Raw genomic sequence first — 21,928 nt, 5'->3', positions numbered from 1 at the left:
ATTAGGCCATCTCAAAAAATCGTAAAGCTTAACGCTATATAAGCGGCATAGCCTGCAAGCAGTGCGGCTCCCTCCCAGCGAGACAGGCGCATACCGGTATACAAAAACAGCACCAGTATGCCAGCAGCTCCCAGCATTACCCACTGGTCAAACAGGGCCACGCGTGGCGCAAGGGGCAGCGGCTGTAAAAACGCAGAGATACCCAGGATACCTAACAGGTTGAAAATATTGCTACCCAGAATATTTCCGATGGCAACATCCGCATGACGTCGTAACGCTGCAACCACCGACACGGCCATCTCCGGCAGTGAGGTGCCAACGGCGACGATGGTTAAACCGATGACTGCTTCGGAAATGCCCATGGCCTGGGCCAACCCAATGGCGCCATATAAGAGTAGCTGTGACCCACCAATCAGCATGCCCAAGCCAATCACTAACGCTACGACGATCATCCAGCCTGTAGTGGGTAGTTTGGTCATCTCCTCCGCTTCTGAAGCGTGCATTTCCGCCGCGGGAATGTGCTGACGGCTTTCACTTAAGTAGGCCCAAACAAGATAGCCGACCAGGCCCGCTATAAAAATTGCTGCATCGATGCGACCCAGTGCGCCGCCGAAGGAGAGTCCAATAAACAGCAGGCTGGCCAACACCACGACCAGCCCATCCCGGCGCAGTGCTAAAGGCTGAACCACCATTGGGCAAATAACCGCGCATAGGCCTAGAATCAATAAGATATTGCCGATATTGCTGCCCACGATGTTGCCAACCGCAATGTCAGGCTGCTGGTTAATCGCGGCATCAATCGAGACGACAAGTTCAGGGGCCGAGGTGCCAAAACCAACCACCACCAACCCTGTTAACAGTGGCGAGACGCCGACTCTTCGCGCACCCGCCACCGCGCCGCGGATAAGCGACTCCCCTCCAAGTGTCAAAAGGGCGATACCCGCCAATAAACTAAGTCCGTATAGCATGTTGAAACCTCTTCCAGAATGCTCACCAGGCCGCGAATGAAGCGGGTTTTAGCGAGCAAGCAAAGCGCGCCAGGCGGTCGGATTAGTAGTGCCTGGCTCATTGGCAAGATTAAGGCTATTTTTGCGAATTTGCGCGGTTTTTAAACGGCTATAAGAGGCAGAACAACAAATTAAAAAGCACAAAGGCTTTGACCTGCGACTGCCCACGTGGCAGGATGTCGGCAGTTAGTAAGTTAGCAAGCAAGCATGGTTCCAGAAACATTCGAATTCTTTCGGTAGTCTGTAATTGTATTCCTTGTTCTACTCACTATTTATCTGGGTAATACCAGGATTTCTACAATTCGCGACTTGCGAAAAGGATTTAATATCATGGCAACTGGCACAGTTAAGTGGTTCAACGATTCTAAAGGTTTCGGTTTCATTGCTCCTTCTGACGGCAGCGATGACGTTTTTGCTCATTTTTCTGAAATTCAGTCTGATGGCTTCAAAACTCTGCCTGAAGGCGCTAACGTCTCTTTTGACGTTACCCAAGGTCAGAAAGGCCTTCAAGCTTCAAACATTAAGCTGCTTTCTTAATCCTAGCGATTATTTAAGTTCTCGAATCGTTTAGATTCGATGATCGGGCCCCGCTTAGGCGGGGCCCGATGCGTTTGTGCCTGCCAAAAAATATTTTCCATTAAGCACAGCTGCGCCTGTTATTAGATCAGCAAAAGCTCTGCGATCAATCCCTTAGCTTTATAGGTGTTTATTCGCGTAATGTAAAAAACGAGCTTGATTGGTTGGTATGTTATATTGTATCTTTTTTGGCGACTTGTTTCACGAGCAGCCAAAGGAAAACTGAATATGACACCATTGCCACTTAAGGCCGCCAGCGCGCTTGTATTGAGTGCACTGATACTAACGGGCGTTCAAGGCGTTAGCGCCAGCGATCATGACCATGAGCATGATCACGACCATACTCATAACGACCACGACCACGACCACGACCACGACCACGACCACGACCACGACCACGACCACGACCACGACCACGACCACGATAGCGATATCTATTCGGGCTATTTTGATGACGACCAGGTTGAGGATCGCACGCTATCTGACTGGGAGGGTGATTGGCAGTCCGTTTATCCCTACCTACAAGATGGCACCCTTGACGAAGTGTTTGCGCATAAAGCAGACAATGGTGACAAGTCCGCCGAAGAGTATAAAGCGTATTACGATACCGGTTATCAAACGGATGTAGAGCGTATCGTTATTGATGGAAGCGACGTCACTTTCTTTGAAAATGGCCAAGAGCGCACGGGTGAATACCAATACGATGGCTATGAAATTTTAACTTACCAAGCCGGTAACCGGGGTGTGCGGTTCATCTACGCGCTTGAAGAAGCATCCGATGATCTACCCCAATACATCCAATTTAGTGACCACAGTATTTACCCCACCGATGCGCATCACTTCCATCTCTATTGGGGCGATGACCGTGAGGCGCTGTTAGAAGAAGTTACCAACTGGCCGACTTATTACCCATACGAGTTGAGCGGTGAAGAGATTGTCGAAGAAATGATTGCGCACTAGCGGTTACCGCCTAAGCGAAAAACATCTTTTGATGTGTACCTAGAAAGCGCTGGCCGAGATGCCAGCGCTTTGCTTTATTAGTACAGGGTAAATACAGCTTCGTGGACATGTTCTAACTTTTTCCGGTTCGGATTTAACCAGCATCAAGAGGTGTCACTATGCGCTTATCGTCTCTCTTTCTGAGTGTCGGGCTTTTGCTATCAAATAGCTTTGCTACCGCGGATGATTCGTGTGCTAGCGCCAATACGCAAACCGAGCTAAACCAGTGCACGGCGCAGGCCTATCAAGCGGCGGATGACGAGCTCAACGCGGTTTACCAAACCGTTGTTAGCCGTCTGGAGGACAATTCAGCGTCACTCGAAAAGCTCAGAGCGGCGCAGCGGGCGTGGATCGGCTTTCGTGATGCTGAGTGCGCGTTTGAAAGTAGTGCTGTGGAAGGCGGTAGCGCCCAACCCATGGTGCGTAACGGCTGTCTGGAAACGCTGACAGCGGAACGTACCGAGCAACTGCGTGAGCATGCTAGTTGTGAAGAGGGCGATCTCAGCTGCTCTCGGTAAACGGCGGTCAAGCGCTAGAATGCAAACCGTTGCCCCGAGGTAAAGGTGTCATCCGTGCTCGGTCAGCCGAGCGAACAGCGGCATAAGCAGCGCGAACAGCTCCGCCTGGGAGGAGATGCAGCACTTGGCGTAGAGTTGGCGGCGGAAGACCTTAACTGTTTGAAGGCTGACGCCCAAGTGTAGGCTGATCGATAGGGATGAGTGGCCTCTTAGAATAAACAGCGCCACCTCTGCTTGGCGCGGGCTTAGCCGGATGCTGTGTTGCTGATTCAGCGTCTCTCTCAGACGTTCCTCTAAAGGGGCTGGTGCCGCTTTCATCACATCGTCAGAGCGGTAATCTTGCCAGTGTTTTTTCAGCAACGAACTGAGGGTTAACTCGTACTGTTGCAGAACCTCAAGCTCACGCCTGTTAAAGGGCTTACCACTGGAACGATCCCTACCGAAACAAGCGGTTATCGTATCACTCTCAGTGATATTGGCGAAAACCGCTACCTCGTCTAGTAGTGTGGTCTGCTGGTAGTAATTCTTATAGTAATGCGTGCGTCGAAAGTGATCGGGCGCTATATCCCTCAATCGGCGTATACCCTGAACACCGCCTCTGAGGTGCTCGCGGTAAAACGGATCCAGCAGGTAATCTCCTCCTAAATATTGGCTATCCATGGGTAGATAAACGACAGGGTCGGTGTATTCGCGATAGAGCACCGCTGGCCGGTGTTCGCCGTGATAAGCGATGATGATCAAGTTATCGAATGCCGCTAGACGTTTCACCAATGTGGAGAAGTGTTGAGGCAACGCAGGGGTCGCCAACGCCATGAGGGTATTGGCCAGTACTTCGTCAATTTCGCTATGAGTCACCAATTCCACATCCGAAGGCCCATACCACGCTGGGGTTATATACGATCCGATGAGCTGCCAATACCGTTCTAGATAGGTTGGCTACTAGGCATCTCAGTCTAGCTGGACAGCTGCAACGCCAGCAACTGAGGGTTATTAGCCGATCATTAACGGTAGCAAGCTGGTCTAGCCTCGGCGGCTGGCTTGATAAACCACCTCTTCGTTTTGCGCCGGCTCAGCGATTGCCCGCTGTCGGTTCCAACGTTTCCTGGAGATGGATCATGACGGATAACAATATCAAACTGGAAAGAACCCTATCCCTAAAAGCCGTGGTGTTGTTTGGCCTTGCCTACATGACGCCATTAATCGTGCTGGGCACTTTCGGTGTGATTGCCAGCACTAGCAATGGCGCCGTACCCACTGCTTACCTCATCACTACCGTCGCCATGCTATTCACGGCATACAGCTACGGCATTATGGCGCGTACTTATCCGGTAGCCGGGTCTGCCTATACTTACGCACGCAGAGCCATCGACTCGCGTGTTGGCTTTATGGTGGGGTGGAACGTGCTGCTGGACTATTTCTTCCTGCCCATGGTGATTTGGTTGATCGGTGCTGCTTATTTGAACGCGCGTTTTCCTGAAGTGCCGAGCTGGATATTCCTGCTCGGCTTCATCGGTATCACCACCTTCTTGAATATCTACGGCATCAAGCTTGCTTCCAAAGTGAATTCGTTGCTGATGGTCTTCCAAATACTGGTGATCGCGTTCTTCGTACTGCTTTCAATTCGTCACGTATTTGCGACCGGTGGCACTGATTCGCTTTTTAGCCTGGGGCCGTTCTTGGGTGAAGAGGCTGGTTTCACCGCGATTGCCGCGGGCGCAGCGGTGGCCGCATACTCTTTCCTTGGTTTCGATGCCGTTACCACGCTGACCGAGGAGACCATCGAGCCAAAGCGTAATATTCCCAGAGCCATCATGCTGACTGCACTGATCGGTGGCGGTATCTACGTGCTGGTAGGTTACACAACTCAACTGGTTCACCCAGGTGGCAGTTTCGTAAATGCTGACTCCGCTGCCTTTGAAATTGCCACGACCATCGGTGCGGATCTCTTCGGGGCTATCTTTCTGGCCGGTATGGTGCTTGCCCAATTCACGTCTGGCCTAGCCGCCCAAGCGAGTGCCTCTCGGCTGCTGTTTGCCATGGGGCGGGACGCGGTACTGCCGCCTAAGCTGTTCGGTGCGCTGCACTCGCGCTTCCATACGCCGGTGTTCAACATCGTGTTAACGGGCGCTATAGGCATCATCGCTTTGTTCCTCGATGTATTATCTGCCGCCTCGTTTATCAACTTCGGTGCCTTTATCGCCTTCACGATGGTGAACCTGTCAGTGATCTTTCTGGTCAGCAAAGACGCCGATGCAAAGCGCCAGTATGGTGTGATTAGAGGGATGCTGGTGCCGCTCATCGGTGCCCTGGTTAACCTTTGGCTGATGAGTAAGCTGGATATCAACGCCTTTATTCTTGGGCTGATCTGGCTTTCCATTGGTCTCGCCCAGCTGGCCTACCTTACTCGATTCTTCCGTCGCGAACCGCCGGAAGTGGCCTTTGATGAATCCGAGCCCGAGTCAGCGCCCACCTCAGTAAAAGCGACCCTTTAAACGGAGATCTACCATGTCCAGAAATTTGCCTGTCCTTGTGGTGCAGGAGGCCTCGCGGCCGCACGGCATTGACTCCGAACTGCTGGACTTCGAGGCCGAGCTGGCGGTACACCTGAGTGACTTCGGTGCTGATTTTGAACAGCCAAGGATGGTGGTTTATCCGGAGCTTCATCTATGCGGTGCCACCGGTACGCCTCAGCAGCGCAGGGAGCAACTGGAAGCTGCTGCTGAACCGATCGATGGCCCCCGTGACCAGCACTTATCACGTATCGCCCGCAACCTGGGAGTATGGCTGCTGCCCGGCACAGTATGCGAGCGGGGAGAGGACGGGCATCTGTACAACACCGCGCCGGTGTATTCGCCCGAAGGTGAGCGAGTGGCCGCCTACCGTAAGTGTTTCCCCTGGCGGCCTTACGAGCCCTATCAGCCGGGAGATCGCTTTGAAGTGTTCGAAGTGCCGGGCATAGGCCGGGTCGGCCTAGCCATCTGCTACGACATCTGGTTTCCCGAGATGGTGCGTCAACTGGCGTGGCTGGGGGCGGAGGTGATCATCAACCAAGTGGCCACCACCACCTGCGACCGCGCCCAGGAGCAAATCCTTGTGCAGGCCAATGCTATTTTCAACCAGGTGTATATGGTGAGCGCTAATTCAGCCGCGCCTGCGGGGGAGGGTCAGAGTTTGATCGTCGACCCCGAAGGCCGCATCCGCGCGCGGATGTCAGGCGCTACCCCGGGCATCCTTACCGATGTACTCAACCTGGGTGAGGTGGAGCGTGTGCGAACCTTCGGCACTGCAGGCTTGAACCGCATGTGGTCTCAGTTCCGAGACGATGACCCAGTGCTGGAATTACCGATGTACGAAGGCCGCATTGATCCACGTAAGTGGAGGGGAAAACGGTAAGCAGCCGACCACCACTCTCTCCAATCCCGAGTTATTCCCATCCCGTGCAACGATGCCATCACCCAGGTGATGGCTGTTGCCTGCAATAAGCTAATTGCTGAGATAGCTGAGCAGCTAACCCGCCCAGCGTTAACGTTACTTCTTCCCGCATCTGCGTCTGAATATCCCAACCCGTTTGCGTCCTCGCAAGGGCAACGAATGGGCGCGGATATCGCGTTTACTGAGAGCTTTTTTTATCCCTAGCAGCTCCTGCTTACCTGACAGCGTCGGCGTTGAAAGCCGAAACTTAAGATCATCAGCTGTCCTAAGCACACTGTGCTAATCTGGATTGGGTAGGTGGATCAGTTAAAGCAGTAAGACAGGTAACCGCCCAAGGCGGAGGTGCGGAGGTGCCTGGCAATGCAGCAGGCGTGCGAATTTTGGATATTCGGCCTAATGAAAATTAGCAATAATGTCTATCAATGACTTAGAGTGAATTTTGTAGGCTGCATTTGTCGGAAAAACGTGCCGGCACGTTTATACAATCATAGGGTGGGCAGTCTAATACCTGTTAGAGCGAGTTGAGTTCAACCTTTTGGAGCCAGAATGATAGTAAAACGCATAGTCTCCAATATCGCGGCAGCTAGCCCATCAGAAGCAGAGAGGTTCTATGCGGACATCTTTGGGCTCAAGGTTGTGATGGATCATGGGTGGATAAGGACCTATAGCTCGGGCGAGGAAATGACCACTCAGGTAAGCGTGGCGTCGGAAGGTGGCTCTGGCACGCCAGTCCCTGATCTCTCTATAGAAGTCGATAACTTGGAGGTTGCTTTGGAGAGAGTGACAGGCGGAAATATTGCAATAGAGTACGGACCAGTAAGTGAGCCATGGGGTGTCCGCCGGTTTTATGTACGCGATCCATTCGGGAAGCTCATTAATGTCTTACAGCACGAGTAATCCTCAAGGATTCTCTAACAATGCGCGTCACTCGGATGCCCTTGTCTCCGCTTCGCTGCGCCAAGGCCACCGGTGCGCTCTGCGTTATGTGATTCAAGGAGTATCATGCTTGAGCTGATAGCTTATAACATACGGATTCATAGGCTTCTTAAACGCTTAGCAAAGCAACGCGTAGGAATGGTTTTGCAGCCTGGTAATGTGTGGGTTATAGAGTATGCAGTTGAAGACAATGAAGAGACGGACGCGCTTCTTAAAACTTGCTACATGCGCGGCTGGGTTGAGCCTCTTCAGAATTCCGTGCCAAAGGGAAAGTTGGGGAATGATGGCTCATTACCGGATGGCCCTATGTTTAGTTCCTCTGGGCCAATTTGGAAGCTAACCGATTCCGGTTGGGGGGCAATCCAGCGCCGCCATCAACTTAGTATTTTGGCGCTGCTCGCAACTATTCTTGGGGGCTTCATTGCAGTCATCACATAACAATGCCAAGCACGGCGACGGCTTTTTCATCCCGGCTTCGCCTCCATTACAAAGCCGCGAGTGTTGGCGGCATTATGTGTAAGGGAAACCAAAATTAAAGGGGTCAGATCGATTTTATTTTGATCCATGTAAATGGGGCAGGTTGATTTGTTTTTAACCAAGCTGACTGATTTAAAATCTATCTGACCCCTTTTGGTTCATTGCCTCCCGTTCTTCGCCTAGCCCCTAAACCTGCGCGTAGCCCCCGTCAACGAACACCTCGCTCCCCGTCATAAAGCTGCTATCGTCGGACGCCAGGAACGCGACCGCGCCTGCGGTTTCTTTGGGATCGCCCAGACGCTCAAGCGGTACGGTCCGTTTCATCTCGCTCAGGGCTTCGGATGGGAGCAGTTCCGTCAGCTTGTCTGTTTTGGTCGGGCCAGGAGACATGACGTTCACGCGAATGCCGGTGCCCCTGAGATCATGGGCCCAACTGCGCACCAGATTTCGGACGGCCGCCTTGGAGGCGCTGTAGATGCTCATCGCGGGGGTGCCCATGCTGCCGACCGTGGAACCGGTGAGGATGATGGAGCCGCCGTTCGTCATCAGGGGAAGGGCCTTCTGGACGGTGAAGAGGGTGCCTTTGACGTTGATGTCGAAGATGTAGTCGTAGTGCTCCTCGGTGATCTGTCCCAGGCTGGCGAATTCGCCGACGCCCGCGTTGGCTACCAGTACGTCCAGGTGTCCTTTTTCTTTCTGGATCGTTTCGAAGACGCGGTCGAGATCCTCTGGCTTTGTCACATCCGCCTGGACGCCCTGGGCGCTGGATCCCAGTGCCTCAGCCGCGTTGTCAAGGACGTCCTGGCGCCGTCCGGCGATAAAGACGAAGGCGCCTTCGTCGATGAGGCGTTGGGCCGAGGCCAGGCCGATGCCGCTGGCTCCGCCTGTGATCAGTGCGATTTTACCGTTTAGCCGACTCATGGTTGGGTCTCCGTGTGTATTGACTCGGTTCGCTTTTACGGTATATACCCACTTACAAAAGTTCAAGTATGCACCTTTTGGTAAGTATCCGTTATGGCGAAAGAAAACTCAGAAAACCCACGTTTCATTTGCGGCCTGCATGCGACGCTGCACGTGATCTCCGGGAAGTGGAAGCCTTTGATTCTGTTCTTTTTAAGCAAGGGCCCGACGCGTTACGGCGAGCTCAAGCGAAGCGTCCGAGGCGTGAGCGACAAAATGTTGATCCAGCAGTTGAAGGAGCTGGAGTCCGACGGCATCGTCCAGCGAACCGACTATGGGGAGATCCCGCTGCGCGTCGACTACTCGCTGACGCCCTTCGGGGCAAGTCTGGTGTGGGCCATGGAGCCGCTTTGCGGCTGGGGCGAGGAGAACGAAGAGGACATTGCCGCGGCGATGGACCGCCGGAAAGCCAGCCGGTAGGAAGCGAAGCCGGTTGGTGGACAGGCACCCAATCATGCCATCCGGCGAGTCCTCCGGGTAAACCTGTACATTCAGTGTTCTGGTTCGTAGCGCCATGGGTTCTGTTGGTGCAAAGTATCAAGGAGTCGGCATCCGGTATCGGGTGCCAAAACAATGGGTGAACGGGCCCATAACCAGGCGGTCAACCGGACACCATATCCCTTGCGGGCCCGGTTGACCACCGCGCGCAAGGCGTTGATGCTTGCTTCCTTCGACCTGGTCTTGCTAGACCGCACCTTGCCGGACGGGGATGGGCTGTCCCTCGTTCCTGCGATACGTGCGAGCAGTCCTGGCCTTCCATCTGGCTACGCTGATGGTCTCGTTCGCCATCCTTCTTGCTGTGACAATCCGCATCGACAGTGGTGGCCTGTACGTCGATGAGCAGATCACTCCGGTCATTGCCCGCGCCATAATACGCCAAGACGATGGCCAACTTGCCGTCCGCATGACGCCGGAGCTGGCAGAATTGCGCGAGACGACAGACGACTTATGGTTCGTTTTCGAGGATGACGCTGGTAGAAGTGTCACATTTGGGCAGGGCGAGTGGCCGCCTACCGAAAGTGCTTCCCCTGGCGGCATTACGAGCCTTATCAACCAAGAGATCGCGTTGAAGTATTCTAGGTGCCGGGGTGGATGTGATGATTATTAAGTCGTAGAAAGGCCAACGTGCGGGAGATAAGGCGGAATGAAAACGAGGCTCACGAATAAAGGGTGAAGGTTCTTGAGTCAGACCAGATTTTTTCTGTTTTCACACGGCCAGGACCCAAAGCGGCCATTCGTTACTTTAACTCTGTAAAGCAAAGTTAATTAAGGCTCAAAATTATTATGTCAGCTGCTTGATAGGCCTTAAAATTTTTACCGTGCAGTTCGTCAGTTTGGGTTGTCCATGATGTCATGACAAACAACCCATTTGAGGAAAATGTTGAGATCAAAATGTTCGGGTTAGTGCACTGTGGATAATATCCACAGTGCACGCCTGCGCGATTTATCTCCGATTTAGTCACTTAGATATTTTACTTAATAACTATCATCCTAAGTCGCAAAGCATTGCCGATAACGCTTACTGAAGAGAGTGACATCGCTGCTGCAGCAATTATTGGCGATAACAGAATGCCGGTGAAGGGGTACAAGATTCCAGCAGCAATGGGAATACCCGCCGCATTGTAGGCAAAAGCAAAAAACAGATTTTGGCGGATATTGCGCATGGTGGCTTTTGAAAGCTGGTGTGCCGTGGCAATACCGGTAAGATCCCCACGCAGTAGGGTAATTCCAGCACTTTCTATCGCCACATCGGTGCCGGTTCCCATAGCAATGCCGACATCTGCTGTTGCCAGCGCGGGGGCATCATTCACGCCGTCGCCGGCCATGACAACAATGCGCCCTTCATCGCGGAGACGCTGAATCACCCGGCCCTTGTCTTCTGGAAGTACTTCAGCTTCGACCTCATCAATGCCTAGCCGACGCGCCACAGCTTCTGCGGAGGTACGATTATCGCCTGTCAGCATCACCACTCGAATACCGTCAGCCTGTAGTGAGCGGATAGCTTCTTCGGTGGTTTCCTTGACCGGATCGGCAATGGCGAGAAGACCAGCCAAATTCCCGTCGATGCTCGCAAAGATGACTGTAGCACCGTCACTGCGCAATTGATCGGCATGTGTGTCTTGAGACTGGGTGTTAACGCCTTCGCTTTCCATCAAGAGCCGATTGCCCAGGGCAATACGCTTGCCATCTATCTGGCCTATAACGCCCATGCCGTTGGGAGCCTCGAAGTCCAACGCTTCTGTTAATTTTACCTCTGCCTCTTTAGCCTTTTCGACTATCGCATGGGCCAAGGGATGCTCGCTGCCTCGCTCAAGACTAGCTGCCAAGCGCAAAAGCTCCGATTCAGCAATGCCCTCAGTGGGAATCAACTCGGTCACTCGTGGTCTGCCTTCGGTAAGCGTGCCGGTTTTGTCGACGACGACGGTGTCGACCTTCTCTAGACGTTCAAGAGCTTCGGCGTCGCGGATCAACACGCCTAACTGGGCACCGCGCCCTACACCCACCATAATCGACATGGGGGTAGCGAGGCCTAGCGCGCACGGGCAGGCAATGATCAGAACACTAACCGCCGCAATCAGGCCAAACGCCATCGGCGGGGTAGGGCCCCACAATGACCAGGCGATGAAAGCCACAACGGCAATGAGAATAACGACGGGTACAAAGATGCTGGCGACTTTGTCGGCAAGCCCTTGAATGGGTGCGCGGCTGCGCTGGGCGCTGGCGACCATTTGCACAATCTGCGACAGCATGGTGTCCTGGCCCACCTTGTCAGCGCGCATGACAAAGGATCCTTGACCATTGATACTGCCGCCAATGACGCCATCGCCGACTTCCTTTTTCACCGCTAGTGGTTCGCCGGTAACCATGGATTCGTCAACGTTGGAGCGACCTTCCATCACTTCGCCATCTAATGGCACCTTATCGCCGGGGCGCACCCGGAGACGGTCCCCTACCTGAACCTGGTCAAGGGAGATATCTTCCTCATTGCCCTGATCATCAAGGCGTCGAGCGGTAGCGGGCGCCAAGTCGAGCAGAGCACGAATAGCGCCAGAGGTTTTTTCACGAGCGCGTAGCTCTAATACTTGTCCCAGTAAAACTAAAACGACAATCACTGCCGCTGCTTCGAAATAAACGGCCACCGAGCCATCGGCTTGACGGAAGGTGTCGGGAAAGATGCCCGGTGTGAGGGTGGCCAGCAAACTGTAGATCAACGCGGTGCCGGTACCGATCGCGATTAGCGTGAACATATTAAGGCTGCGATGCACTAGCGAACGCCATCCGCGTACAAAGAATGGCCAACCTGCCCAGACGACTACCGGCGTTGCCAGCAGCAGTTGAATCCAGTTAGAGGTTTGCTGGGAAATAAAATGCATAAGACCAAACACGTGGCCACCCATTTCTAGGGCAAACACGGGCAGGGTCAGTACTAGGCCGATCCAAAAGCGCCTGGTCATGTCCTTGAGTTCGTCTGAAGGGCCGGTGTCAGCAGAGACGGTCTCAGGTTCCAGCGCCATGCCGCAGATTGGGCAGTCGCCTGGCCCTTCTCGTCGAACTTCTGGGTGCATCGGGCAAGTATAAATAGAACCCGAGGGTACTGAGGCTTGTGACTGTTTGCTTGGCTCAAGATACGCGTCTGGCTTGGCAACAAACTTATCCCGACACTTTTCTGAGCAGAAGTACCAGGTCTTACCCGCGTGATTGGCACGGTGGTGAGTAGCATGGGGATCAACGTCCATGCCACAAACAGGGTCTTTCACCTTTGTCTCGTTATGGTCTTCAGACATCGTTCATTCCCCCGGTTTGGCGAACAAGGCGCATGACTTCGTACTCTTCAAGTTCTAATAGCCTAGAACCCATGTGCAGCCTTTAAGTCAAATATGCGGCATGGCAGGTGTTTGCATCAGCCTACCAAGAGATGTTGTGTCTGGCGATTACACGGGGGATGTAGCAAGAAAAACGCCACCTAAAACATTAACCTGACACCCGCAACCACACCGGTGTCTTCGCTACTATCTCCACTAGCACGAGAAAGGTCGGCGGTATCGCCATACTCTTTTACCCAGTAAGCGCCCACGTACGGAGCGAAGCGGCGGGTGACCTCGTAGCCGAGACGCATCCCCACACGCACTGAGTTGAGCCCCTCGCCCACACCAAACTCCTCGACTTCACTGGCAGCAACGGCAATTTCAGTACGTGGTTGAAGATAAAGGCGTTGCGTCAGGCGCAGGTCGTATTCGCCCTCAAAGCTGGCGGCTAGATCGCCGTCATCGCTCAGTTGTAGGGAGACATCGGTTTCGATGCCATAGGGCATCACGCCTTGCAGGCCCACCACAGCATAGGTTCGCTCGGCGTGGTCATCGGAAAAGACGCCACCCTGATAACCCACGCCGCCCTGTAACTCCCAAAAGTCGGCAACCAGGCGGCTGTAGAGCAGTTCAAGGGATTCGAACTCGGCATCCTCGCCGTCGCCCTGGACGTTCTCGCCTTCCGACTTAAGGTATACACGATTAATATCACCGCCGTACCAGCCTTGAAAGTCCCAAACAACGGCCTCTTCGCCGTTGTCGGGCACGCTATATTCAAGGCGATCAAAGAGCGCCATCCCCATATTGTGTTCCATCATCGGGGCTGGCCAATCATTCGGCGCGTCGTAACCATCTTCCGCCTGGGCAGCGGTGGTCATGGCAAACGCTAAGCTAATGCCAGTGAAGTAGAACTTGGCTTTCATACTGCCTCCTTAAGAAACCTGAACAACGCGGAACATGCCAGCATCCATGTGATAAAGCAGATGGCAATGGAAGGCCCAACTGCCTTCGGCATCTGCCGTGATCAGCGCCGAAACCCGCTCGCCGGGCTTAACATTCAGGGTGTGTTTACGCGGAATCAGCTCACCCTGACCGTTTTCCAGCTCCATCCACATGCCGTGTAGGTGAATGGGGTGTTCCATCATGGTGTCGTTGATCAGTATTAAGCGCAGCCGCTCGTCTTTCTCGAAGTGAATTGGCCCAGTTACTTCGCTAAACTTCTTGCCGTCGAACGACCACATGTAGCGTTCCATGTTGCCGGTGAGGTGCAGTTCAAGCTCGCGTCTGGGCTCGCGGCGGTCGGGCCATGGCGTGAAGGCCTTCAAGTCTCGGTAAACCAGAACACGACGCTCATCGGGGTCAATGCCTATGCCCACTTGACCATAGCGTGAGCCCGGCTGGGCGTCGCCAGCTGCCAACATACCGCTTGCGAGCATGTTGCGCTGCTCTCCGGCCATGCCATTGGAGTGATCCATGTTGTTCATACCCGACATATCCGAATGGTCTATTCCTTCCATGTTGGAATGATCCATACCCTCCATATTTGACATAGCCGAGTGATCCATTTCTTCCATGCTGGCGTGGTCCATCCCCTGCATGTTCGACATGCCCGAATGGTCCATTCCTTCCATAGTGGAATGATCCATGCTGGTCATGCCGTGGGCACCCATGGCTTCCATACCGCGGTCAGCAATTTGGCGACGGTCCGGAATCTCCGCCTGCATGCCTTCGCGCGGGGCTAAAGTGGCGCGAGCGTAGCCGCTGCGATCCATGGATTCGGCGAAGATGGTGTAGGCCTGATCGTCTTCGGGTGACACCAAAACGTCGTAGGTTTCGGCAACGCCGATTCGGAACTCATCGACAGGTACGGGCTGAACCGGTTGGCCGTCGGCGGCCACTACGGTCATTTTGAGGCCGGGTATACGTACATCAAAGTAGGACATTGCCGAGCCGTTGATCACTCGCAGTCGTACACGTTCGCCCGGCTTGAACAGCGCGCTCCAGTTTTCCTCAGGGGAATGGCCGTTGAGTAGGTAGGTGTAGGTGCTGCCAGTGACATCCGCGATGTCCCGCGAACTCATACGCATTTTGGCCCACATGCCGCGCATCTCGGCGGTGGGGGCCAAGCCGTTTTGCCGTACATCGGCGAAGAAATCGGCAACCGTGCGTTCCTGGAAGTTGTAGTAGCCCTCCATGGTTTTCAGGTTGCGAAACACCGACATGGGGTCTTCAAAGGTCCAGTCGGTGAGCAGTATCACGTGCTCGCGGTCATAGCGGAAGGTTTCGCGCTCGGCGGCGTCGATAATCAGCGGCCCCACGTGGCCTAGCTGCTCCTGCATGCCGGAGTGGCTGTGATACCAGTAGGTGCCATTCTGGCGCACAGGGAAACGGTAGGTGAAGGTTTCACCGGGCGCAATGCCAGCAAAGCTTACCCCTGGTACCCCATCCATTTCCGGGGGCAGAATTAAGCCGTGCCAGTGAATGGAGGTGGACTCATCGAGCAGATTGGTGACGCGCAGCACTGCGTCCTGGCCTTCCTGCAGGCGAATCAACGGGCCGGGGCTGGTGCCGTTGATACTAAAAGTGCTCGCTTCCTGACCATCAATCGGAATGGATTCACGCCGGATGGCCAGCGATACCTCCGGGCCTTCTTCCACGCCTTTGGAATAGACGTTTGTACGCCCCCAGGGGTTGGCCCAGGCGGGGCTTAAGCCCATTGCTGCGGCGGAACCTAACCCTAGCGCCGCGCCGCCTTTCAACACCTGGCGACGTGAGAGTGGGTGGGTGATGATGTTCGAACGCGTCATATAAAGCTCCCATCGCTGATGAATATCATCATCTTGGGGGAGCAAGCTGAATCAACGCTGAAAAACAGTTAAGCGGATGTCACTGCCGTTAATGGGAGCGTGGTGATAACCCGCAGACCACCCAGTGGGCTGCGCTCAAACTGGCAGTGACCGTGATAGCGTTCTACCAGCTGCGTCAAAATAGCAAGCCCCAGGCCGTAACCGGGATGGCGTTCATCCAGCCGAGTGCCACGCTCACCTAAACGAGGTATGTCGCTTTCCGCGACGCCGGGACCGTCATCATCAACAGTTAGCATGAGCGTTTGCGGCGTAACGTCGATATGGCAACAAATCTCTTGTTTGGCCCATTTGCCAGCATTATCCAGCACAATGCCCAATATTTCGGAGTAATCGTGGGCATCAATAGGGACCTGGTCACGCTGATTAATTGCCTGCGTTAGTTCGAACGCCTGCTGAGGGTAGAGACTACGGAACATGCTCATTAGGCGTTGACTGTCGCGGATGAGGTGGGTCAAACGCCCCGCATGAGGGCCTGCGATACGCGCACGGCGAAGCTCGGCATCCAATTGTACGTTGATATCTTCTAGCCGCATCAGAAGCTTATGGCGGCGGCTGTCGTCAATTGGCCGGCTGCCCCTGAGCACTTGGGTGATCGCCGCCAACGGTGTTTTAAGCGCATGAGAAAGGTTGGCAACTGACTCCCGTGAGCGTTGCAAACGTAGGTCGATGTCATCCATAAAGCGATTGAGCTGCGAGACCAAGCCATCTAGCTCGGCGGGCGCGTTCAGAGAGAGTCGCTGACGCTCGCCTGCTTGCAGGGCTTCAAGCTGATCACGCAACTGCCACAGGGGCTGCAAACCACGGTTAACGGCCAACATGTTGAGCGCGACCAGAACCGAAAGTAAGCCTGCAGCAATACCGCCTACCCACCAGTGCAACGTGGCTAGCCCATTTTCTACCTGAGAAAAATCCTCACCAATCAGCAATACGCCGGTGCTGTCCTGCCACTCGAAATGCTGGCGATACACCAGCAAATGGCGCTTGCCACGCTTGACCTCGATGAGCGCATTACCTTCTTCGTTCAGTAACATTGCGAGCTGTCTCTGCCACTCTGGGTCTGAGGCGCTGGTCTCACCATTGAGACGTAGTACGTAAAGGTGATGAAATACTTGGTAAGTTTTGCTAGTCGAGACGAGCGATATGGGCATTGCCAACCGGTCATTTTCTAACTGTGATACAGCATGTACGGCTTCACGCTTGAGGCGTTCACCAAGAAAATCCTTAGCAAGCTTTTGCAGAAACACGCCGTGCAGCAACCATGTCAAGCCAACAACCAGCAACGCGACGCCGCCCAGCCAAGCTAGTAGACGAAACCGTAAGCTGCGTTTATCAACGTGAAACAAAAATATACCCCTGGCCGCGGCGCGTCTGGATGATCGACTTGCCAAGGTAACGGCGCAGACGCGCCACGTATACCTCAACAAGGTTGGGGGCGGCGGCGTCTTGCTCCAACGCGTAAAGCTGTTCTAGCAGTCGCTCCTTGGAGTGAATGCGGTCGGGATGAAGCATCAGGTAACGCAGTAGCCGAAACTCGGTGGCAGTAAGCGAACGCCATGCTGATTCTTCGCTGCAAACACGTTGGCTCGCTTCATCCAAGGAGACACCGTTGAGAGTGATGACTTGGGATAGCTGGCCAGACCGCCTGCGCAGTAGTGCCTTTAGGCGTGCCATCAGTTCGGCTTCGTGAAAGGGTTTAGTGAGGTAGTCGTCGGCCCCGGTTTCCAAGCCAACCACCTTGTCTTCCCACGTATCGCGCGCGGTGAGTATCAAAACAGGAGTAGTACGTTTTTGTTTACGCCACTGGGTGAGTAGTTCAAGCCCCGAGCCATCGGGTAACCCAATATCTAGGATGACAAGCTCGTACTCTTCGGTTGCCATAAACGACGCAGCCGCCTTGACAGAGGCGGCTACATCGACGAGGTAACCGTTGTCTTTCAGACTTTCAGCTAGGCTCTCGGCTAACAGGTCATCATCTTCCAGAAGCAACAGTTTCATAAGCTGATATCGCGTTAAAAGTTAATATCACCATACATTCCTGATTCATAATGACCAGGGATATTGCAGGCGTACTCCAGACTGTCAACATCTGAGGAAGCCGTCCATACCAGCGTTTTGGTTTCACCTCCCCCGATGGTGATAGACGGCATTTGCCCTCCATGTGCACCTTCCGCCATGTCGTGACCACCGTGTCCGCCATGACCTTCACCATGACCACTACTCATTTCTTGCATCATCTTACGGTGCTCTTCCTGGGCGGCTTTATCACCTATCACGAACTCATGCTCAAGATTACCGGTGTTGGAAATTTCAAATTTAATGGTCTCACCGGCGGTAACTTGGATATCTTCAGGATCAAACCACATATCGCCTGCTTCAAAGCTAATAGTGCGATCAACATCGGCAGAGCTCGCGTCATTGAGAGAACCATCATGTTCGCCCGCTGCCCAAGAGGTGGACCCCATAACACAGAGTGATATTGTCAGTAGACTGTAGGTCAGGTAGGTCTTGCGCATCATGTTTACCTCTTAGTGGTGTACCTAAGCGTTATAGCGTACCAACCTGAAATGAGCCTGAACCTCATGTCATTTAGTGTTAGTTGCCTAAGGACACCTTCAATACAGCGGTGAGCTCGCTGCGGATTAGTGTCACGTCCATCGCCTCAATGACCTGTCGTGCATCGCTTGCAGCGCGCGGATGGTATCGGCCTTGCCTTCCGGAGAGCGTTGCTTATAGCTATTAAGCTGGACGCTTAACTAACCAGGGGATGTCCTTTCCTTAACCATTCGGTGATGTGACCCTTGTCAGCACCGCAGTGATCAGCAGTATAACTGCGACCAGTACCATCTCCAGAGCAATACTGCGCTGTAAACGTCGTGGGGCTGTAGCGTCGCCGCTCTCAAAGGCCGGTACAAGTCGGTACTTGTTTGCGGCAGCAAATAACAGTAGCACCGCGACAATCAATACCTTGCCGATCAAGAGCTGTCCATATGCCGTGGTGAGCAGCGGCGTGAGGCCGCCCGTAAGCAGCGTGGCCAAAGTGACGCCCGTCAGCACCAACAAGCCAACCCCGCCCATGGCGATTTGCCCGAAACGAGTCAGAATGCGGGCGCTATTGCCCTGGTTGTGACGTCGCCCCACTAAGTGGAACAGCGGCCACAGTGAGGCCACCCAGAATGCCGCTGCCATCAAGTGAAAGATCAGCAAACCAGACAGGACGAGGCGTGGGGTGTTCACTGTATGTCCCACCTGCACGAACGCTAACATCACCAGTAACACGCCTACTAGGCTCAAGCTATTGGCTGTTTTCGAGAGTAGTAAGTTATTGAGCTGAATCGCCTGGACCAGCAGCAAGCCAGTAACGGCCAGTATCAGCCGCGTCCCGGGCGCACCCTCGAGCACGATCCCGAGCAGCATCGGGTTGGTTGCAGCAGCCACATTGCCGCCCCCAAGGTATCCGGCTTGCAAAGGCCACTGGAACAGAACCAGGGTAACCCCCGACCAAGCAGCGAAGACACCCATGCGGACAACGCGCCTCCGGTCGTGATCAGGGAGTTGCGGAAACGCTAGGCGAAACAGCACGGCCCCCGTTGCGACTAGGGCGCTAAGGTAAACCCCGGCCGCCACGAGGATCATCGTGACGATCCAGACGTCGAGGCTATTTACGGAGAGCCGCCAGGCCACGGGTCAGGGCTCGATCGAGAAGTTAAAACCGTCGGACATCATGTGCCCGTCATCCGATAGGCCTCGCCAACGCACCTGGTAGTTCCCAGCCGAAAGAACTTCACCGGGCTTTACGAAGTATGTTCACTACCTGGCTGACCATCAAGGGGAACTGAGCCATTCGGGCCTGTCACCTCAAACTGGGTGATGCGCATCACGCCTCCAAACTCAATGCCAATTTTCGCAGGGGAGTCCTGAACGGTGTCACCATCCTTAGGCGAAGTGCTTGTGCGGCCTTCATGGGCGGGTGCCGGGATTGCTAGCGAAATCAGCAGTGTTGCTAAGGTAGCGTGAGCGATCAGGAGAGATCTCGTCTTCTTTTGCATGCCGATTCCTTATATGTTTTTTCAGGGTTGAATGGATGCTGCTTCTTCATCGCGGAGGCGCTAAAACTGATTCGGTTGAGCATTCAGAGGCCGTTCATTCGTCCTGTTTAGCGAACAAGGCACATGGCTTCGTGTCCTTTGGGAGCTAAGAGAGCGTCCAGGAACACTTTGGCTTCAGGGGGTTCCGCCTCTTGAGCGATGAGGTATTTGAGCCAGTATTTGGACGCGCTCTTCTTCATGGAAGTAGCTCAGTTTTATAACGTGCCAACCTGAAACAGGGCTGAAAACGGCGGGAAAAATGACTTGTGACAACATTTAGGTATCGGGATTGGTTTTCCCTTTACCTTTGGGCTACCTATAGGTTGTAGGCTTATAACGTAAGCTAACTCCGCCTTCTTCTGTAGGAAAAGGCGATGTCTCGACCAGCAACATGAGAGGAAATATCATGGTTAAGCACAAGGTGATTTTTGCCCTTGGTCTGGCTGCAAGCCTCAGTGTCACAAGCAGCGTCATCTTCGCTCAAGGTATGAACCAAAGCGCCCAAGTTCAAGGCAATATGATGGGCGGCCAAGGCGGTATGGGTTCGGGCATGATGATGGGCAGTCAAGAAGGCATGTACCCAGGAATGATGATGGGAGGGCAAAGTGGGATGATGCCTTGTCCAATGATGGGAGGCATGGGGACTATGTCCGGCATGGTCGGTATGCTCGACGAGCAGCAGATGAGTACCATGCGTGAGATGCGTCAGGAACACCGCGCGGCCCAACTTGAGCGGATGGGCGAAATGATGAACCTTCGCGACGACATGATGCAAATCATGCAGGCTGAGCGACCAGAGCCAGAGGAAGTAAAGGCGCTGCATGCCCAAATGGCCAACCTTCATGGCGATATGATGGCTGATAATGTGCGCATGCATAATCAGATGCAGGACTTACTAACCGATGAGCAGCGTGAACAGATGAGGGGAAGCATGCGCAGCTACCATGGCCCGCAATAAGCCTTGGCGATGAAGTGAACTTCACCTTACGCCGGGTGAGGGCACCGAGTACAAACTGACAATGGAAGAAGGCGCTGTCGCGACATTCGCTTGGGCCTCCGTTGGTGGGCCACTTAATTTCGACACCCACTGTGACGGAAATGACAACTCGATCAGCGATGAGAAAGGGCGTGGTTTGCCCAAAGACGAAGGCGAACGTGAAGCTGACTTCACCGGTAACCAAGGTTGGTTCTTTCATAATCGCAATGATAACGACGTGACCGTGGTGTTGCGTGTTAGAGGGGACTATGGGGAGCTGAATAAGGTTTTCTAAAGCAGTGGCCTCTAGCGCTCTCCTGAGGGCTAGAGGTTTTCCTCCCATCAGCGTTGTTAAAATGATGGGTAAGCGTTTACAAAATTAGGTGAGACAGTAATTAATGGGTTATCTGATTTAATAATATTTAGGCTTATATGCGAAAAAACTGAAAGTCTTCTTTTGGCCGAAGCGGGTGCAGCCAGGGCTTAAGCGAATTGGCTTTGGCAGTCTTCCTTCCGAGGACCAACGCCAAACAGTGGGTCGTGACACCCCGTAACGCTACGCATCCGTATTTTTCGTACTGAGATAATAGGAATCCAGCAGGAAGGCACCGGTTTTACTTTGGATGGTATTTGGGATGGGAAAACAAAAAAAGCACCCGTAGGTGCTTGATTGGCGGCGGCGTTTGAACTGATTTATTAAGTAACTGTTATTAAATGGTTTCTAGTTTTTGGTGTTGGTTGGGCATACATCAGGGCATACACGGTGCTGGCTGCTAGGGCTATTTTGGGGTCGATTCGGTGGAGAAAGTGGGAATTGAATAGCGCCCTTAATCAACTCTCTCCATCGGGCTTTTCATCCTAAAGGTTTCACCGTAGAACTGCCGTTGCGCTTCTCCACAGGTGTTGCGTTTTGTTGCCCTTACTGTTGCGTTTTACTAGTCGTACTCTGGGGGAGGTGAATGCAGGCCTTATCTCTTTGTACGTTGTCCTATGGCTTTAGCGCCGGAATACTTTCCGCTTCAGGTATGCGATTAAGGCCGACCCTTTTGATAGCAGGCTTGAAGGCACGAAGTCCAATAAGTCTAAAATGATTGACCACCTCGTGCCGTAATGCTTCTCTCCCGTCTCACGTGTGACGAAAACAGGAAGCTCCAGGTATTCAGGTTCTTGCTCGCTACCGTTCTGCTTACCGTCATCTTTCATGCTGGTATCGCCTTGCTAGTGGGTATTCAGTAACGCTATCAGGATCGGTCTGCATTGGCATTTGCCCTTGGTGCTTTAGGCATGAA

24 protein-coding genes are annotated in these 21,928 nt (G+C 53.7%); 11 read left to right on the top strand and 13 right to left on the bottom strand.

Features of this window, described 5'->3' with window-relative positions; translation table 11 throughout:
* Nucleotides 1–11: 11 nt before the first annotated feature.
* Entirely contained in the window at nt 12–968 is a 957-nt protein-coding gene (locus HZS52_RS02810) for a calcium/sodium antiporter (protein WP_009287904.1), read from the bottom strand.
* Between the two features lie 369 nt (nt 969–1,337).
* Here HZS52_RS02810 and HZS52_RS02805 point away from each other — a divergent pair, with 369 nt between their 5' ends.
* From HZS52_RS02805 to HZS52_RS02795, 3 genes are all read left to right on the top strand, one after another.
* Nucleotides 1,338–1,544 (top strand): cold-shock protein, encoded by a 207-nt coding sequence (locus HZS52_RS02805; protein ID WP_007111857.1) that lies wholly within the window; start codon nt 1,338–1,340, stop codon nt 1,542–1,544.
* Nucleotides 1,545–1,811: 267 nt separating this feature from the next.
* Entirely contained in the window at nt 1,812–2,543 is a 732-nt protein-coding gene (locus tag HZS52_RS02800) for a metal-binding protein ZinT (RefSeq protein WP_041158984.1), read from the top strand.
* Between the two features lie 158 nt (nt 2,544–2,701).
* Nucleotides 2,702–3,100, top strand: coding sequence for a lysozyme inhibitor LprI family protein (locus tag HZS52_RS02795; RefSeq protein ID WP_190374117.1), 399 nt, complete (start codon nt 2,702–2,704; stop codon nt 3,098–3,100).
* Nucleotides 3,101–3,148: 48 nt separating this feature from the next.
* Here the strand turns inward: HZS52_RS02795 and HZS52_RS02790 are convergent, their stop codons facing one another.
* The gene (locus HZS52_RS02790) at nt 3,149–3,955 is read right to left on the bottom strand and encodes a LuxR family transcriptional regulator (RefSeq protein WP_223828037.1); all 807 of its coding nucleotides are present in this window, start codon (nt 3,953–3,955) and stop codon (nt 3,149–3,151) included.
* A gap of 260 nt (nt 3,956–4,215) precedes the next feature.
* Between HZS52_RS02790 and HZS52_RS02785 the strand changes: the two genes are divergently transcribed.
* From HZS52_RS02785 to HZS52_RS02770, 4 genes are all read left to right on the top strand, one after another.
* Nucleotides 4,216–5,592 (top strand): APC family permease, encoded by a 1,377-nt coding sequence (locus HZS52_RS02785; RefSeq protein ID WP_190374116.1) that lies wholly within the window; start codon nt 4,216–4,218, stop codon nt 5,590–5,592.
* Between the two features lie 13 nt (nt 5,593–5,605).
* The gene (locus tag HZS52_RS02780) at nt 5,606–6,493 is read left to right on the top strand and encodes a carbon-nitrogen hydrolase family protein (RefSeq protein WP_190374115.1); all 888 of its coding nucleotides are present in this window, start codon (nt 5,606–5,608) and stop codon (nt 6,491–6,493) included.
* A gap of 585 nt (nt 6,494–7,078) precedes the next feature.
* Entirely contained in the window at nt 7,079–7,429 is a 351-nt protein-coding gene (locus HZS52_RS02775; RefSeq protein WP_027958216.1) for a VOC family protein, read from the top strand.
* A gap of 105 nt (nt 7,430–7,534) precedes the next feature.
* Nucleotides 7,535–7,906 (top strand): hypothetical protein, encoded by a 372-nt coding sequence (locus HZS52_RS02770; protein ID WP_041158985.1) that lies wholly within the window; start codon nt 7,535–7,537, stop codon nt 7,904–7,906.
* A gap of 225 nt (nt 7,907–8,131) precedes the next feature.
* On the opposite strand, the gene HZS52_RS02765 is transcribed toward HZS52_RS02770, so the two are convergent.
* On the bottom strand, nt 8,132–8,866 hold the full coding sequence (locus HZS52_RS02765) for an SDR family NAD(P)-dependent oxidoreductase (RefSeq protein ID WP_027958218.1): 735 nt from the start codon (nt 8,864–8,866) through the stop codon (nt 8,132–8,134).
* A 93-nt stretch (nt 8,867–8,959) separates the two neighbouring features.
* Here HZS52_RS02765 and HZS52_RS02760 point away from each other — a divergent pair, with 93 nt between their 5' ends.
* Both HZS52_RS02760 and HZS52_RS02755 read left to right on the top strand, forming a co-directional pair.
* Nucleotides 8,960–9,325 carry a winged helix-turn-helix transcriptional regulator gene (locus HZS52_RS02760; RefSeq protein WP_190374114.1) on the top strand — a complete coding sequence of 122 codons (366 nt, stop codon included), beginning with the start codon at nt 8,960–8,962 and terminating at the stop codon, nt 9,323–9,325.
* Nucleotides 9,326–9,677: 352 nt separating this feature from the next.
* On the top strand, nt 9,678–10,013 hold the full coding sequence (locus HZS52_RS02755) for a hypothetical protein (protein ID WP_190374113.1): 336 nt from the start codon (nt 9,678–9,680) through the stop codon (nt 10,011–10,013).
* Nucleotides 10,014–10,377: 364 nt separating this feature from the next.
* On the opposite strand, the gene HZS52_RS02750 is transcribed toward HZS52_RS02755, so the two are convergent.
* The 9 genes from HZS52_RS02750 to HZS52_RS02715 form a co-directional block, all read right to left on the bottom strand.
* The gene (locus HZS52_RS02750; RefSeq protein ID WP_190374112.1) at nt 10,378–12,690 is read right to left on the bottom strand and encodes a heavy metal translocating P-type ATPase; all 2,313 of its coding nucleotides are present in this window, start codon (nt 12,688–12,690) and stop codon (nt 10,378–10,380) included.
* Nucleotides 12,691–12,869: 179 nt separating this feature from the next.
* Nucleotides 12,870–13,634 carry a copper resistance protein B gene (locus tag HZS52_RS02745; RefSeq protein WP_190374111.1) on the bottom strand — a complete coding sequence of 255 codons (765 nt, stop codon included), beginning with the start codon at nt 13,632–13,634 and terminating at the stop codon, nt 12,870–12,872.
* Nucleotides 13,635–13,643: 9 nt separating this feature from the next.
* Entirely contained in the window at nt 13,644–15,518 is a 1,875-nt protein-coding gene (locus HZS52_RS02740) for a copper resistance system multicopper oxidase (RefSeq protein WP_190374110.1), read from the bottom strand.
* 68 nt (nt 15,519–15,586) lie between these two features.
* Nucleotides 15,587–16,921, bottom strand: coding sequence for an ATP-binding protein (locus HZS52_RS02735; RefSeq protein ID WP_190374109.1), 1,335 nt, complete (start codon nt 16,919–16,921; stop codon nt 15,587–15,589).
* Nucleotides 16,908–17,573, bottom strand: coding sequence for a response regulator transcription factor (locus HZS52_RS02730; protein ID WP_027958228.1), 666 nt, complete (start codon nt 17,571–17,573; stop codon nt 16,908–16,910). The genes HZS52_RS02735 and HZS52_RS02730 overlap by 14 nt, the downstream gene beginning before the upstream one ends.
* Before the next feature lie 14 nt (nt 17,574–17,587).
* Nucleotides 17,588–18,094: a cupredoxin domain-containing protein gene (locus HZS52_RS02725; protein WP_009287909.1), complete on the bottom strand. Its 507-nt coding sequence runs from the start codon at nt 18,092–18,094 to the stop codon at nt 17,588–17,590.
* A gap of 259 nt (nt 18,095–18,353) precedes the next feature.
* Nucleotides 18,354–19,211 (bottom strand): copper resistance D family protein, encoded by an 858-nt coding sequence (locus HZS52_RS02720; RefSeq protein WP_223828036.1) that lies wholly within the window; start codon nt 19,209–19,211, stop codon nt 18,354–18,356.
* Between the two features lie 51 nt (nt 19,212–19,262).
* The gene (locus HZS52_RS24730; RefSeq protein WP_201764703.1) at nt 19,263–19,334 is read right to left on the bottom strand and encodes a hypothetical protein; all 72 of its coding nucleotides are present in this window, start codon (nt 19,332–19,334) and stop codon (nt 19,263–19,265) included.
* Between the two features lie 35 nt (nt 19,335–19,369).
* The gene (locus tag HZS52_RS02715; protein ID WP_263365025.1) at nt 19,370–19,624 is read right to left on the bottom strand and encodes a copper resistance protein CopC; all 255 of its coding nucleotides are present in this window, start codon (nt 19,622–19,624) and stop codon (nt 19,370–19,372) included.
* 445 nt (nt 19,625–20,069) lie between these two features.
* On the opposite strand from HZS52_RS02715, the gene HZS52_RS02710 reads away from it, so the two are divergent.
* Together HZS52_RS02710 and HZS52_RS02705 are read left to right on the top strand one after the other, a co-directional pair.
* Nucleotides 20,070–20,621 carry a hypothetical protein gene (locus HZS52_RS02710; protein WP_190374107.1) on the top strand — a complete coding sequence of 184 codons (552 nt, stop codon included), beginning with the start codon at nt 20,070–20,072 and terminating at the stop codon, nt 20,619–20,621.
* Between the two features lie 61 nt (nt 20,622–20,682).
* Entirely contained in the window at nt 20,683–20,934 is a 252-nt protein-coding gene (locus HZS52_RS02705) for a hypothetical protein (RefSeq protein ID WP_190374106.1), read from the top strand.
* Between the two features lie 701 nt (nt 20,935–21,635).
* On the opposite strand, the gene HZS52_RS02700 is transcribed toward HZS52_RS02705, so the two are convergent.
* Entirely contained in the window at nt 21,636–21,842 is a 207-nt protein-coding gene (locus HZS52_RS02700) for a hypothetical protein (protein ID WP_190374105.1), read from the bottom strand.
* Nucleotides 21,843–21,928: the final 86 nt, after the last annotated feature.

The organism is Vreelandella titanicae (genome assembly GCF_014697095.1).
GTDB classification, from domain to species: domain Bacteria; phylum Pseudomonadota; class Gammaproteobacteria; order Pseudomonadales; family Halomonadaceae; genus Vreelandella; species Vreelandella titanicae.
This window is presented reverse-complemented; position numbering and strand designations above follow the sequence as displayed.